Below are 14,232 nucleotides of genomic sequence, written 5' to 3' on the forward strand. Positions count from 1 at the left end.
TGTCTAGTTGTTGGCGTGTATTCTAACACTGATTGCAGGGTAAAAGCTGTGTGCTTTGCAACCTAGATCAAGTTATTAACTTTTAAATCAATGCTTAATTTGCACCCAATCATAGGCACATGTTAAAAATTTGTTCGCTAGCGAAAATTACAATTATAACACTGAGTTCCTACAACTCAGCATCTCATAACGACATCTTACTTACCCCCTCCACTTGTGGAGGGTTTTTTTTAGGTATTTGACCACCCATAGGCCAAATACTCCCATAGGCTAAATAGTCGCTTTCGTTCTAAGTTTACCCAGCCGAGTTTGAGGCTATATCTTGAAGCGTTTGTTCTATCAATGCGCGAGCAATGGTACCTTCAGGAGCAACCTCCGGCATGGTATCACTCGTAAACCATTGAGCATCCGACAGTTCGCTGTAGTCCGGTTTCAAAATGCCACCAGCATGGTCCGCAAGAAAGCCCATCATCATACTCGAAGGGAATGCCCAAGGTTGGCTGCCAAAATAACGAATGTTGTCGACATCAATACCGGTTTCTTCTTTCACTTCACGAGCAACACACTGTTCGAGTGTCTCTCCGACCTCTAGGAAGCCCGCTATCACCGTATACATGCCTGTTTTGTGTCTTGGGTGCTGTGCCAACAAAATCTTATTGTCGCGTCTTACAGCGACAATGATGCAGGGGAAGATTCTTGGGTAGTGCAATGTGCGGCAATCACCACACTGCATCGCCACCTGATTATGGTTCAGGTGATTACGGCCACCACATTGCGGGCAAAAACGCATGCTTTGCGTCATGTGTCCATATTGAATCGCTTTACTCGCCAATAAAAAGAGTGCTTCTGGCCAGTGTAGGAGTTCGCGTAGGTTCTGCATCTCCAGTTGCAGCTCAGTATCGGAATCATTGAGCCAGTAGACATTGTGGTTTTGATACTGACCAATACAGATCGCACGCTCAGTATTGAGTTCCAAATCGGTAGCAGTTCCTAGCGGTAAACGGCCTTCTGTGGTCCAAATGTCGCTTCCCGAGACAACACACCAGTAAGCTTTGTCAGTCATCTTACCGTCACTTTTTTTTAACATCCCTATGCCTCATTGCTTGCAGTTCGTTCATTTTACTGGCAATCTAATTTCATACTAGAGTTGTAGCCGATATTAATTCAGGCTATTACTTTTAGTAGCGTATAACAAATGGACCCCTACTTAAGCACTTATCATGATCACAAGGTTGTGATCAGATCATGAGGACATGGTCATGCTAAATAAATTTAAACAAGTACAAGAACAATGGGGTGGCTCGAATGAGGTCATCGATCATTGGCTCGAAACTCGACAGTCTCTAATCGTCGAGTATTGCAAGCTAGGCACTCTTCAGCCAGCTAACGGGCAATCAAACGTTGTTGAACTCCCTTCTCCTAAAGAAATCAGCTCATTTTGCGATCACGTTGTTGATTATATCTCTGAGGGTCATTTCAAGATCTACGATATGGTCATGGCAAAGTGGCAAGCAACCGGCTTTAAAACCAATGACGAAATCGATACAACTTACGCGAAGATCGTACTCACCACTGAGCCGCTGCTCGAGTTCAATGATAAATACGTCAAAGTAAGTGCAGACGATGAGTTACCTAACTTCGAGGAAGATATGTCGAAAGTCGGTGAACTGCTCGAAGTACGTTTTGAAGTGGAAGATAATCTCATTAAGCTGATTGCCGACAGTTTAGCGATTCCGCCAGGCGCATAAGCAAGAGACAAAAAGAAGATTCAATTTTGAGGGTTGACGTTGATACGTCAGCCCTTTTGCGTTTTTAGAAAGGTCGAAAACAGAACCTCCCTACTCGCGCCTTCGTCACTCTATGGAATGACTCTTTCCAGCAATACCTATAATCATCATCCTCAAATGACAAATTCCCATCCGCCAAAAACAAAAAAGGCACCCGAAGGTGCCTTTTCTTTTAAGCTCTTAACGATTACTCGTCAGCAGAGAAACCAGCATTTAGAAGTGCTGCAAGGTTGTCAGTAGCTTGCTCAGCTGAAGGACCTTCTTGCTCTTCCGTACGCTTAGCTTGACGCTCTTGGTGGTATGCGAAACCAGTACCAGCTGGGATCAGACGACCAACAATTACGTTCTCTTTCAGACCACGTAGGTCATCACGCTTACCAGAAACTGCAGCTTCTGTTAGTACGCGAGTTGTCTCCTGGAACGATGCCGCAGAGATGAACGACTCAGTTGCTAGAGATGCTTTAGTAATACCTAGTAGTTCGCGCTCGAAGCGCACTAGTTCTTTACCTTCCGCTTCTAGAGCGCGGTTAGCAATCTTAACTTGTGAGTATTCAACTTGCTCGCCAGGTAGGAACTCAGAGTCACCTGCGTGCGTGATTGTACACTTACGTAGCATTTGACGAACGATAGTCTCGATGTGCTTATCGTTAATCTTTACGCCTTGTAGACGGTAAACTTCTTGAACTTCGTTCGCGATGTACTGAGTCACAGCGTGAATACCACGTAGACGTAGGATGTCATGTGGAGTTTCTGGACCGTCAGCGATTACATCACCACGTTCAATCTTCTCACCTTCAAACACGTTCAGTTGACGATGCTTAGGAATCATCTCTTCGTAAGTTTCGCCACCCTCGCGAGTGATAACCAGACGACGCTTACCTTTCGTTTCTTTACCGAACGACACTGTACCTGTGTGCTCAGCAAGGATCGCAGGCTCTTTAGGCTTACGAGCTTCGAATAGGTCTGCTACGCGTGGTAGACCACCGGTGATATCTTTGTTACCGCCAGATTTCTGAGGGATACGTGCAAGAGTGTCACCAATGCCAACTTCTGCGCCATCTTCGATGTTTACAATCGCTTTACCAGGTAGGAAGTAGTGAGCTGGCATATCAGTACCAGGGATCATTACGTCGTTGCCTGCTGCATCAACAAGTTTGATAGCTGGACGCATATCTTTACCTGCTGCTGGACGCGCTGCTGCATCAGTTACCTCAGAAGAAGATAGACCTGTTAGGTCATCTGTCTGACGAGAAACTGTTACGCCATCGATCATGTCTACGAACTGGATGCGACCTGCCACTTCAGTGATGATTGGCATAGTGTGCGCTTCCCAGTTAGCTACAACTTCACCCGCATCAACTGAATCTTCGTGACCTTTAGTCAGCGTAGAACCGTAAGGAAGTTTGTGCTTCTCTTTCGTACGACCGAACTCATCAACGATGGTTAGTTCAGATGCACGAGAAGTGATTACAAGCTTCTTGTCTTTGTTGATAACGAATTTAGCGTTGTGTAGCTTAACCGTACCAGTTGTCTTAGCTTGAATGCTGTTCTCTGCTGCTGCAGTAGATGCCGCACCACCGATGTGGAACGTACGCATCGTTAGCTGTGTACCCGGTTCACCGATAGATTGTGCAGCGATAACACCAACTGCTTCACCTTGGTTCACTAGGTGACCACGTGCTAGGTCACGACCGTAACACTGTGCACAACAACCGAAGTCAGCGTCACACGTTACAACTGAACGTACTTTGATGCTGTCTACAGAGTTGTCTTCCATGATCTGACACCACTTCTCATCAATCAGAGTATTACGTGGAATTAGAACATCTTCAGAACCAGGCTTAAGAACGTCTTCAGCTACTACACGACCTAGAGCAAGCTCAGAAAGTGCAACTTTAACGTCACCACCTTCGATGTGAGGCATCATGTCGATACCTTCGTGCGTGCCACAGTCATGTTCGTGTACTACAACGTCTTGAGCAACGTCTACTAGACGACGAGTTAGGTAACCCGAGTTCGCTGTTTTCAGTGCCGTATCCGCAAGACCCTTACGAGCACCGTGCGTTGAGATAAAGTACTGAAGTACGTTTAGACCTTCTTTAAAGTTCGCAGTGATCGGTGTCTCGATGATTGAGCCATCTGGACGTGCCATCAGACCACGCATACCTGCTAGCTGACGAATCTGAGCTGCAGAACCACGAGCGCCCGAGTCGGCCATCATGTAGATGCTGTTGAACGATTCTTGCTGCTCTTCTTCACCGTCACGGTTGATAACAGTTTCAGAAGATAGGTTATCCATCATCGCTTTCGCAACGCGGTCGTTCGTAGACGCCCAGATATCGATAACTTTGTTGTAACGCTCACCCGCAGTAACAAGACCAGATTGGAATTGCTCTTGGATTTCACGAACTTCTTCTTCAGCAGATTCGATCTCATCGTATTTCGCTTGAGGTACAACCATGTCGTTGATACCTACAGAAACACCAGAAAGTGCTGCGTATGCAAAACCTGCGTACATGATTTGGTCAGCAAAGACTACAGTGTCTTTCAGGCCAAGCTTACGGTAAGCCTCGTTAAGCAGGTTAGAAATCTGTTTCTTACCAAGCTTTTGGTTAACTAGGCTGAACGGTAGGCCCGCTGGAACGATTTGCCATAGCATTGCACGGCCGACAGTTGTATCAACCATCTTCGTTTCAGTTGTGCTGTTACCATCTTCGTCTTTAACAGTCTCAGTGATACGAACTTTAACGCGAGCGTGTAGCTCAGCAGTCTTAGTACGGTATGCCTTCTCAGCCTCTGCAGGGCCAGCAAGGTACATACCTTCGCCTTTCACGTTGATCTTGTCACGAGTCATGTAGTAAAGACCCAATACAACGTCCTGAGAAGGTACGATGATCGGATCACCTGACGCTGGCGACAGAATGTTGTTTGTCGACATCATCAGTGTACGTGCTTCAAGCTGTGCTTCTAGAGTTAGAGGCACGTGTACCGCCATTTGGTCACCATCGAAGTCGGCGTTATATGCCGCACACACTAGTGGGTGAAGCTGGATCGCTTTACCTTCGATTAGTACTGGTTCAAACGCTTGGATACCTAGACGGTGAAGTGTAGGTGCACGGTTAAGCAGTACTGGGTGTTCGCGGATTACTTCGTCTAGAATATCCCAAACGATAGCTTCTTCGCGCTCTACCATCTTCTTAGCAGCTTTGATTGTCGTAGCCATGCCACGAGTCTCTAGCTTGCTGTAGATGAACGGCTTAAATAGCTCAAGTGCCATCTTCTTAGGAAGACCACACTGATGTAGACGAAGGTATGGACCTACTGTGATTACAGAACGGCCAGAGTAGTCTACACGTTTACCTAGAAGGTTCTGACGGAAACGACCCTGTTTACCCTTGATCATATCAGCAAGAGATTTCAGAGGACGCTTGTTCGAACCTGTGATCGCACGACCGCGACGACCGTTATCTAGAAGGGCATCAACAGACTCTTGCAGCATACGCTTTTCGTTACGTACGATGATGTCTGGAGCCGCTAGCTCTAGAAGACGCTTCAAACGGTTGTTACGGTTGATCACACGACGGTAAAGGTCGTTCAGATCTGAAGTCGCAAAACGACCGCCATCTAGAGGTACTAGAGGACGTAGATCTGGCGGAAGAACCGGAAGTACAGTCAGAATCATCCATTGCGGATCGTTACCCGATGCAATGAACGCTTCAACTAGCTTCAGGCGCTTAGTGATCTTCTTACGCTTAGTTTCAGAGTTAGTTGTTTCCAACTCTTCGCGCATTTCTTCCACTTCTTGATGAAGGTCCATTGTTGCAAGCAGATCTTTGATCGCTTCTGCACCCATCTTAGCAGTGAATTCATCACCCCACTCTTCTAGACGATCCAGATACTCTTCTTCAGTAAGCATCTGAGATTTTTCTAGATCAGTCATACCTGGTTCAGTTACTACGTACATTTCGAAGTAAAGAACACGTTCGATATCACGTAGAGGGATATCCATTAGTAGACCGATACGAGACGGTAGTGATTTTAGGAACCAGATGTGAGCAACTGGTGAAGCAAGCTCGATGTGGCCCATACGGTCACGACGAACTTTAGTTTGTGTAACTTCTACGCCACACTTCTCACAGATAACACCACGGTGTTTCAGACGCTTGTATTTGCCACAAAGACATTCGTAGTCTTTAACTGGACCAAAGATACGCGCACAGAACAGACCATCGCGCTCAGGTTTGAACGTACGATAGTTGATCGTCTCAGGTTTTTTAACTTCACCGAAAGACCATGAACGGATCATGTCTGGTGAAGATAGACCGATTTTGATTGCATCAAATTCTTCGGTCTTATGCTGCGCTTTTAGAAAGTTTAATAAGTCTTTCACAATCAGCTCCTATAAGGAGTTAAAAGGAGCTCACCCGCAAAAGTGAGCACCTTCTACCAAATAATCTCTTTTCTCTAGAAAGAAAGAAGGGATTACTCTTCGTCTTCTAGCTCGATGTTAATACCTAGCGAGCGGATCTCTTTCAACAGTACGTTGAACGATTCTGGCATGCCAGGTTCCATGCTATGGTTGCCATCTACGATGTTCTTATACATCTTAGTACGGCCGTTAACGTCATCCGACTTAACTGTTAGCATTTCTTGAAGCGTGTAAGCAGCACCGTATGCTTCTAGTGCCCATACTTCCATCTCACCGAAACGCTGACCACCGAACTGAGCTTTACCACCAAGTGGTTGCTGAGTTACTAGGCTGTAAGAACCAGTTGAACGAGCGTGCATCTTGTCATCAACAAGGTGGTTTAGTTTCAGCATGTACATGTAACCAACAGTTACAGGACGCTCAAACGCATCACCAGTACGACCATCAAACAGAGTTAGCTGACCAGATTCTGGTAGGTCACCCAGTTTAAGTAGTTCTTTGATTAACGCTTCAGAAGCACCATCGAACACAGGAGTAGCAATCGGTAGACCGCCACGTAGGTTCTTGATCAGAGTACGAACTTGATCATCAGACAGTTCAGCAATGTCAACTTTCTGACGAGTATCACCAAGATCGTAAACCTTCTGTAGGAACTCACGGAACTTGTGCAGTTCTTGTTGTTCCTTAACCATTTGGTTGATCTTGTCACCGATACCTTTCGCAGCCAGACCTAAGTGTACTTCTAGGATCTGACCGATGTTCATACGCGATGGTACACCCAGTGGGTTCAGTACGATGTCGACAGGTTGGCCTTTCTCATCGTATGGCATGTCTTCAACAGGGTTAATCTTAGAGATTACACCTTTGTTACCGTGACGACCCGCCATCTTATCACCAGGCTGGATGCGACGTTTAACTGCTAGGTAAACCTTAACAATCTTCAGTACGCCAGGCGCTAGATCATCACCTTGAGTGATCTTACGACGCTTAGTTTCAAACTTCTTGTCGAAGTCAGCTTTTAGCTCATCCCACTGCTCAGCAAGTTGCTCAAGCTGTGATTGTAGCGCGTCGTCTTCTAGTGCTTGCTCTAGCCACTTCTTACGGCCGATTGCATCAAGCTTAGCTTCAGAGTAACCACCAGACAGAAGAACAGCTTTAACACGGTTAAGAAGGCCACCCTCAAGAATTTGGAACTCTTCAGTTAGGTCTTTCTTCGCTTCTTTCAGCTGCATCTGTTCGATTTCAAGTGCACGCTTGTCTTTCTCTACGCCATCGCGAGTGAAGACTTGTACATCGATGATCGTACCTGAAACAGAGTTTGGTACACGTAGAGAAGTATCTTTAACATCAGATGCTTTCTCGCCGAAGATTGCACGTAGTAGCTTCTCTTCAGGAGTCAGTTGAGTTTCACCTTTAGGTGTTACTTTACCAACTAGGATGTCGCCACCCTTAACTTCAGCACCAATGTAAACGATACCTGACTCGTCTAGTTTAGACAGAGCAGACTCACCTACGTTTGGAATATCAGCTGTGATCTCTTCAGAGCCCAGCTTAGTATCACGAGCCACACAAGATAGTTCTTGGATGTGGATAGTCGTGAAACGGTCTTCTTGAACTACGCGCTCAGATACTAAGATCGAGTCTTCGAAGTTGTAGCCGTTCCAAGGCATGAATGCGATACGCATGTTTTGACCAAGAGCTAGCTCACCAAGGTCTGTTGAAGGACCGTCAGCTAGTACGTCGCCACGTGATACAGGTTCACCTGGAAGCACGGTAGGACGTTGGTTAATACATGTGTTTTGGTTAGAACGCGTGTACTTAGTTAGGTTGTAGATGTCGATACCAGCTTCGCCAGGTACTAGCTCATCTTCGTTAACCTTAACTACGATACGAGAAGCGTCTACAGACTGAATCATACCACCACGTTTAGCTACGGCTGTTACACCAGAGTCTACTGCGATGTTACGTTCGATACCTGTACCAACTAGAGGCTTATCAGCTTTTAGAGTTGGAACTGCTTGACGTTGCATGTTCGCACCCATCAATGCACGGTTCGCATCATCGTGTTCTAGGAACGGGATAAGCGATGCAGCGATAGATACTACTTGGTTTGTCGCAACGTCCATGTAGTCAACGTGGTCGCGTGGGTGAAGACCAGATTCACCTTTTTGACGAGCAGTGATTAGCTCATCTGCGAACGTACCTTCTTCAGTAAGAACGGTGTTCGCCTGCGCGATTACAAATTGACCTTCCTGGATTGCAGATAGGTAATCTACTTCGTCTGTTACAACACCATCTACTACGCGACGGTACGGAGTTTCTAGGAAACCGTAGTCGTTACAACGCGCAAATGCAGACAGCGAGTTAATTAGACCGATGTTTGGACCTTCAGGCGTTTCGATCGGACATAGACGACCGTAGTGAGTTACGTGAACGTCACGTACTTCGAAGCCTGCGCGTTCACGAGTTAGACCACCTGGACCTAAGGCAGAAATACGACGCTTGTGCGTTACTTCTGACAATGGGTTGTTTTGGTCCATGAACTGTGAAAGCTGTGAAGAGCCAAAGAATTCTTTAACAGCAGCAGAAATAGGCTTAGCGTTGATTAGGTCTTGAGGCATGATTGCATCAAGGTCACCAAGGCTTAGGCGCTCTTTAACAGCACGTTCTACACGAACTAGACCAACACGGAATTGGTTCTCTGCCATTTCACCTACTGAACGGATACGACGGTTACCTAGGTGGTCGATATCATCAACTTCACCTTTACCGTTACGGATAGCGATCAGCTTCTTCATCACTTCGATGATGTCTGATTCGTCTAGCGTACCACGCTCTTCTTCTTCTTCACGCTCGATAGAGCTGTTGAACTTCATACGGCCTACAGTTGATAGGTCGTAACGTTCTTCAGAGAAGAATAGGCTTTCGAATAGAGCTTCTGCAGCTTCTTTTGTTGGTGGCTCGCCAGGGCGCATCATGCGGTAGATTTCTACAAGCGCAGAGATGCGATCTACAGTGCTGTCTGCACGTAGAGTGTCTGACATGAATGGACCGTGGTCTAGGTCATTCGTAAACAGTACTTCTAGAGCTTTGTGACCTGCTTGAGATAGGTTAGCAAGTGCCTCTAGGCTGATCTCTTGGTTAGCACCAACAATGATCTCGCCAGTTGCTTCGTTGATGTAATCTTTCGATGCAACTTTACCAACGATGTACTCTACTGGTACTTCGATGTGTTCAACGCCATCTTTCTCAAGTTGACGGATGTGACGAGCAGTAACACGACGACCAGTCTCAACGTAAACTTTGCCGTTTGCTTCGATGTCGAATGACGCAGTTTCACCACGTAGACGATCTGGAACCAACTCCATTAGTAGAGTTTGGTCTTTCACTTCGAAGTTCACTTTCTCGAAGAATAGATCCAGGATCTCTTCTGTCGACTTACCTAGTGCACGAAGGATGATTGAAGCTGGTAGCTTACGACGACGGTCGATACGTACGAATAAGTTGTCCTTAGGATCGAACTCAAAGTCTAACCATGAGCCACGGTAAGGAATTACACGTGCGTTATAAAGAACTTTACCTGATGAGTGGGTTTTACCCTTATCACTGTCGAAGAACACGCCTGGGCTTCGGTGCAGCTGGGATACGATAACCCTCTCGGTACCATTGATTACGAAAGTACCATTGTCTGTCATAAGCGGAATTTCGCCCATGTAGACTTCTTGTTCTTTAATGTCTTTTACAGTACCTGCTGGCGCATCTTTATCAAAGATAACTAGACGTAGTTTAACGCGTAGTGGCTTTGAGTAAGTTACACCGCGGATTTGACATTCTTTAACGTCAAAAACTGGCTCACCAAGACGGTAGCTAACGTATTGCAGCTCAGAATTGCCGTTGTAGCTCTGAATTGGGAATACAGAACGAAAAGCAGCCTCAAGACCGTATTGACCTTCAGGATCCTGTTCGATGAATTTGTCGAAAGAATCAAGCTGGATCGATAACAGGTATGGAATGTCCAAAACTTGTGGACGAGTACCAAAGTCCTTACGGATGCGCTTTTTCTCGGTATAAGAGTAAACCATGGGGTTCCTCAGCTCGCTGATAAGTGACCCAAACTACCCGAAACACTCCTCGGAGGGGGTAGTGACTAACAGCTGTTTACTGTAGTGAACGACTATCTTGGAAAGGTAATCGTTTTTTTGCTCAGGTTATGACGTTTAAACAGCGGGAAAATTCGTCATAGCCCTACAGCGCAAAAAGGCCGGTGGTTATTTAACCACCAGCCAATAGCCGTTAGGCTAAGAAATTAAGTAATAATTACTTAACTTCAACAGAAGCGCCTGCTTCTTCTAGCTGTGCTTTAAGAGCTTCAGCTTCAGCTTTGTCAACGCCTTCTTTTAGAGGTGCTGGAGCTGAGTCTACAAGACCTTTAGCTTCTTTAAGACCTAGGCCAGTTGCGCCACGTACAGCTTTGATTACTTGTACTTTGTTAGAACCAGCAGCAGTTAGGATTACGTCGAATTCAGTTTGCTCAGCAGCAGCTTCGCCACCAGCAGCGCCGCCAGCAACAACAGCAGCTGCAGCAGATACGCCGAATTTCTCTTCCATAGCTTCGATAAGCTCAACAACTTGCATTACAGACATTTCTGCAACTGCGTCTAGGATTTGCTCGTTAGTAATAGACATAACAATTCTCTTTTAAGTCAACAATAAGTTTAATTTGCAACCAGTGAAAAGCAAGGCTTATGCCGCAGCTTCTTCTTTTTGGTCACGTAGTGCAGCGATAGTACGAACCAGCTTGCCTGCAGAAGCTTCTTTCATGCACATCATTAGGCGTGCGATTGCTTCGTCGTAAGTTGGTAGTGTCGCTAGTACTTCAGCATCAGTAACTGTGCCTTCAAATGCAGCAGCTTTGATCTCGAAATCTTTGTTCTCTTTAGCGAAGTCTTTGAAAAGACGCGCTGCAGCACCTGGGTGCTCGTTAGAGAACGCGATCAGAGTTGGACCAGTGAAAGTGTCAGTTAGACACTCGTAGTCAGTACCCTGAACCGCACGACGTGCTAGTGTGTTACGAACAACTTTCATGTAAACACCCGCTTCGCGAGCTTGTTTACGTAGAGAAGTCATTGCGCCAACTTCAACGCCACGAGAATCAGCTACAACTGCAGAAAGTGCACCATTAGCTGCTTCGTTGACTTCAGCAACAATTGCTTTTTTGTCTTGAAGATTTAAAGCCATTTGGTTTAACCTCTGGTTGTGATTACAGCACTCATTACAGTGTGCAATGAGCGTTTACGATGCTAATAAACATGAATCACTTCATTTAAATTGGGCATCGCCTACGTAGGTTTTATTAAGCTATAACTCCGAAAAGCACAGCGCCTACGGTCTTGGGATAGATGACTCGAATTGCTTCAGAAATCACCCAACCACAAATATTAGGCGCAGAAGTATACACTAAATCTGCGCCTAAGCAAATTAGTTTGCTTGAGTGTTCAGGCTAGCCTGATCAACAGCAACACCAGCACCCATAGTAGTAGAGATGCTTACTTTCTTCAGGAAAGTACCTTTCGCTGAAGAAGGCTTAGCTTTCTTAAGAGCAACTAGCAGAGCTTCAAGGTTTTCTTGAATCTGGTTAGCTTCGAAAGATGCTTTACCGATAGTAGTGTGGATGATGCCGTTCTTGTCGTTACGGTAACGAACCTGACCAGCTTTAGCGTTCTTAACAGCTTCAGCAACGTTAGGAGTTACAGTACCAACTTTAGGGTTTGGCATAAGGCCGCGTGGACCTAGGATAGTACCTAGTTGACCAACAACGCGCATTGCATCTGGAGAAGCAACAACTACGTCGAAGTTCATTTCGCCTTTCTTCACTTGCTCAGCAAGATCTTCCATACCAACAACATCTGCGCCTGCTTCTTTAGCTGCTTCTGCGTTTGCACCTTGAGTGAACACAGCAACGCGGATTTCACGGCCAGTACCGTGAGGTAGCACAGTAGCGCCACGTACGTTTTGGTCAGATTTACGAGCATCGATGCCTAGGTTAACAGCAACATCAACAGACTCAACGAATTTAGCAGTAGCTAGTTCTTTAAGAAGAGCAACAGCTTCGTTGATTTCGTACTCTTTAGTTACGTCAACTTTTTCGCGGATTACGCGCATACGCTTAGTAAGTTTTGCCATCTTATTAACCCTCTACCACTAGGCCCATTGAACGAGCAGTACCAGCGATTGAACGCTTCATTGCTTCGATGTCAGCACCAGTCATATCAGCAGCTTTAGTTTCTGCGATTTCTTGGATTTGAGCGTCAGTTACAGTACCCACTTTTTCAGTGTTTGGACGACCTGAACCAGACTTAACGCCAGCAGCTTTCTTAAGAAGAACAGCAGCAGGTGGAGTCTTAGTTACGAACGTGAAAGAACGGTCGTTGTATACAGTAATAACTACTGGAGTCGGTAGACCTTTCTCAACAGATTCTGTTTTTGCGTTGAACGCTTTACAGAATTCCATGATGTTAACACCGTGTTGACCTAGAGCAGGACCAACCGGTGGCGACGGGTTTGCCATACCAGCTGCAACTTGCAGTTTGATATAAGCTTCAACTTTCTTAGCCATGATATTTCCTAATATTTGGGTACATGCGCTAGCCGTAAGGCAAGCTCCCCATAATTTCAATTAAGCTTTTTACTTCCTCAGAAGTAAAAAGGCGCGAAATTATAATCATAATTCGCGCCTTAAACAACCCTAAAAAGGTGATTTTTTATACTCTTTTAATTTGAACAAGTTGCCAATAAGTTATCCACAACTTTGTTCAACTATTCGAGTCTTAGTCCAGTTTTTCAACCTGACCGAATTCAAGCTCAACAGGAGTTGCACGACCAAAGATCGATACAGACACCTTAATGCGGCTCTTCTCGTAATCCACTTCTTCAACAGTACCGTTGAAGTCAGCAAATGGACCATCGTTCACACGAACCACTTCACCAGCTTCGAACATAGTCTTAGGACGTGGAGCTTCGCTCGCTTTCTCTAGACGGTTCAGAATCGCATCAGCTTCTTTGTCAGTGATTGGTGCAGGACGATCAGAGGTACCACCAATGAAGCCCATAACACGCGGAATGCTGCGTACTAAGTGCCATGATTCGTCATTCATGATCATCTGAACTAATACGTAGCCAGGGAAGAATTTACGTTCACTCTTACGACGTTGACCCGCGCGCATTTCCACTACTTCTTCAGTAGGTACTAGCACATCGCCAAACAGTTCTTCCATGTTGTGCATCTTAATATGTTCGCGTAGCGATTGAGCCACACGACCTTCAAAGCCAGAGAAGGCTTGAACTACATACCAACGTTTTTTTGGAGCTTCACTCATGAATCAGAACCCTCTATACCCCAGTCACAAAGGCAACAAGACGAACCATAATGCCGTCGATGCCCCATAGTGCTAGAGCCATAACAATACTTACAGCTAGAACGATCAATGTGGTTTGCATAGTTTCTTGGCGTGTAGGCCAAACCACTTTACGAATCTCCATGCGAGATTCTTTTGCAAATTCGATCGCAGCTTTACCTTTAGTTGTCGTTGCTGCAACGCCTAGTGCGGCAGCAATCAGCACAACTACACCTGCAGCGCGAATTACAACTGATAATTCACCATACAGGTAATTACCCACAACAGCGGCGGCTAGCAGAACAAAAGCGACAATCCACTTCATTGTATCTGCTGCACTTGAGCTATCAGGAGTCTCAGCGTTTGCTTTCATAAAACCAACCTGTGATAAGTCTTAAATATAGACGACAATAACCCCGCTGTTGCAGGGCACATTCCTTTGCGTTGCAGAACAACACATCTAACAGTCATTTTAGTCAAAAATGATAGTTTTATTCTTTGCTAAGAGACAAAGTTGCTGTGATTTCACGCAACTCTTTTTTTAGCGCAGAAAAAGGGCATCAAATGATGCCCTTTTTACTAGTGGTTCGTCAAATCTTATGCAAAGATTTTAGCTACAACA

General features: G+C 45.6%; 10 protein-coding genes. 1 reads left to right on the top strand and 9 read right to left on the bottom strand.

The window, feature by feature from the left end; all coding sequences use genetic code 11:
- Positions 1-295: 295 nt before the first annotated feature.
- The gene (gene nudC / locus KI655_RS22155) at positions 296-1,087 is read right to left on the bottom strand and encodes an NAD(+) diphosphatase (RefSeq protein ID WP_285408736.1); all 792 of its coding nucleotides are present in this window, start codon (positions 1,085-1,087) and stop codon (positions 296-298) included.
- A 166-nt stretch (positions 1,088-1,253) separates the two neighbouring features.
- On the opposite strand from nudC, the gene rsd reads away from it, so the two are divergent.
- A complete protein-coding gene (gene rsd, locus KI655_RS22160; RefSeq protein ID WP_285408738.1) occupies positions 1,254-1,748 on the top strand; it encodes a sigma D regulator in 495 nt (164 codons plus the stop codon).
- Positions 1,749-1,974: 226 nt separating this feature from the next.
- On the opposite strand, the gene rpoC is transcribed toward rsd, so the two are convergent.
- From rpoC to secE, 8 genes are all read right to left on the bottom strand, one after another.
- A complete protein-coding gene (rpoC, locus tag KI655_RS22165) occupies positions 1,975-6,177 on the bottom strand; it encodes a DNA-directed RNA polymerase subunit beta' (protein WP_285408740.1) in 4,203 nt (1,400 codons plus the stop codon).
- Between the two features lie 92 nt (positions 6,178-6,269).
- Positions 6,270-10,298: a DNA-directed RNA polymerase subunit beta gene (gene rpoB / locus KI655_RS22170; RefSeq protein ID WP_032549913.1), complete on the bottom strand. Its 4,029-nt coding sequence runs from the start codon at positions 10,296-10,298 to the stop codon at positions 6,270-6,272.
- A gap of 235 nt (positions 10,299-10,533) precedes the next feature.
- Positions 10,534-10,902, bottom strand: a complete 369-nt coding sequence (gene rplL / locus KI655_RS22175; protein WP_032549912.1) for a 50S ribosomal protein L7/L12 — start codon at positions 10,900-10,902, stop codon at positions 10,534-10,536.
- 57 nt (positions 10,903-10,959) lie between these two features.
- On the bottom strand, positions 10,960-11,454 hold the full coding sequence (rplJ, locus tag KI655_RS22180; RefSeq protein WP_032549911.1) for a 50S ribosomal protein L10: 495 nt from the start codon (positions 11,452-11,454) through the stop codon (positions 10,960-10,962).
- 240 nt (positions 11,455-11,694) lie between these two features.
- A complete protein-coding gene (rplA, locus tag KI655_RS22185) occupies positions 11,695-12,399 on the bottom strand; it encodes a 50S ribosomal protein L1 (RefSeq protein WP_032549910.1) in 705 nt (234 codons plus the stop codon).
- A gap of 4 nt (positions 12,400-12,403) precedes the next feature.
- Positions 12,404-12,832 (bottom strand): 50S ribosomal protein L11, encoded by a 429-nt coding sequence (gene rplK / locus KI655_RS22190; RefSeq protein ID WP_026084318.1) that lies wholly within the window; start codon positions 12,830-12,832, stop codon positions 12,404-12,406.
- 211 nt (positions 12,833-13,043) lie between these two features.
- Positions 13,044-13,592 (bottom strand): transcription termination/antitermination protein NusG, encoded by a 549-nt coding sequence (gene nusG, locus KI655_RS22195; RefSeq protein ID WP_032549909.1) that lies wholly within the window; start codon positions 13,590-13,592, stop codon positions 13,044-13,046.
- 13 nt (positions 13,593-13,605) lie between these two features.
- Entirely contained in the window at positions 13,606-13,983 is a 378-nt protein-coding gene (secE, locus tag KI655_RS22200) for a preprotein translocase subunit SecE (RefSeq protein WP_032549907.1), read from the bottom strand.
- Between the last annotated feature and the right edge of the window lie 249 nt (positions 13,984-14,232).

Source organism: Vibrio sp. D404a (genome assembly GCF_030248535.1).
Lineage (GTDB): Bacteria > Pseudomonadota > Gammaproteobacteria > Enterobacterales > Vibrionaceae > Vibrio.

Excerpts from the sequence above, each read along its gene's own strand:
- secE (WP_032549907.1), bottom strand. The coding sequence starts at position 13,983 with ATGAAAGCAAACGCTGAGACTCCTGATAGCTCAAGTGCAGCAGATACA.
- rplA (WP_032549910.1), bottom strand. The coding sequence starts at position 12,399 with ATGGCAAAACTTACTAAGCGTATGCGCGTAATCCGCGAAAAAGTTGAC.
- rplJ (WP_032549911.1), bottom strand. The coding sequence starts at position 11,454 with ATGGCTTTAAATCTTCAAGACAAAAAAGCAATTGTTGCTGAAGTCAAC.
- nudC (WP_285408736.1), bottom strand. The coding sequence starts at position 1,087 with ATGTTAAAAAAAAGTGACGGTAAGATGACTGACAAAGCTTACTGGTGT.
- rpoB (WP_032549913.1), bottom strand. The coding sequence starts at position 10,298 with ATGGTTTACTCTTATACCGAGAAAAAGCGCATCCGTAAGGACTTTGGT.
- rsd (WP_285408738.1), top strand. The coding sequence starts at position 1,254 with ATGGTCATGCTAAATAAATTTAAACAAGTACAAGAACAATGGGGTGGC.
- rplK (WP_026084318.1), bottom strand. The coding sequence starts at position 12,832 with ATGGCTAAGAAAGTTGAAGCTTATATCAAACTGCAAGTTGCAGCTGGT.
- nusG (WP_032549909.1), bottom strand. The coding sequence starts at position 13,592 with ATGAGTGAAGCTCCAAAAAAACGTTGGTATGTAGTTCAAGCCTTCTCT.
- rplL (WP_032549912.1), bottom strand. The coding sequence starts at position 10,902 with ATGTCTATTACTAACGAGCAAATCCTAGACGCAGTTGCAGAAATGTCT.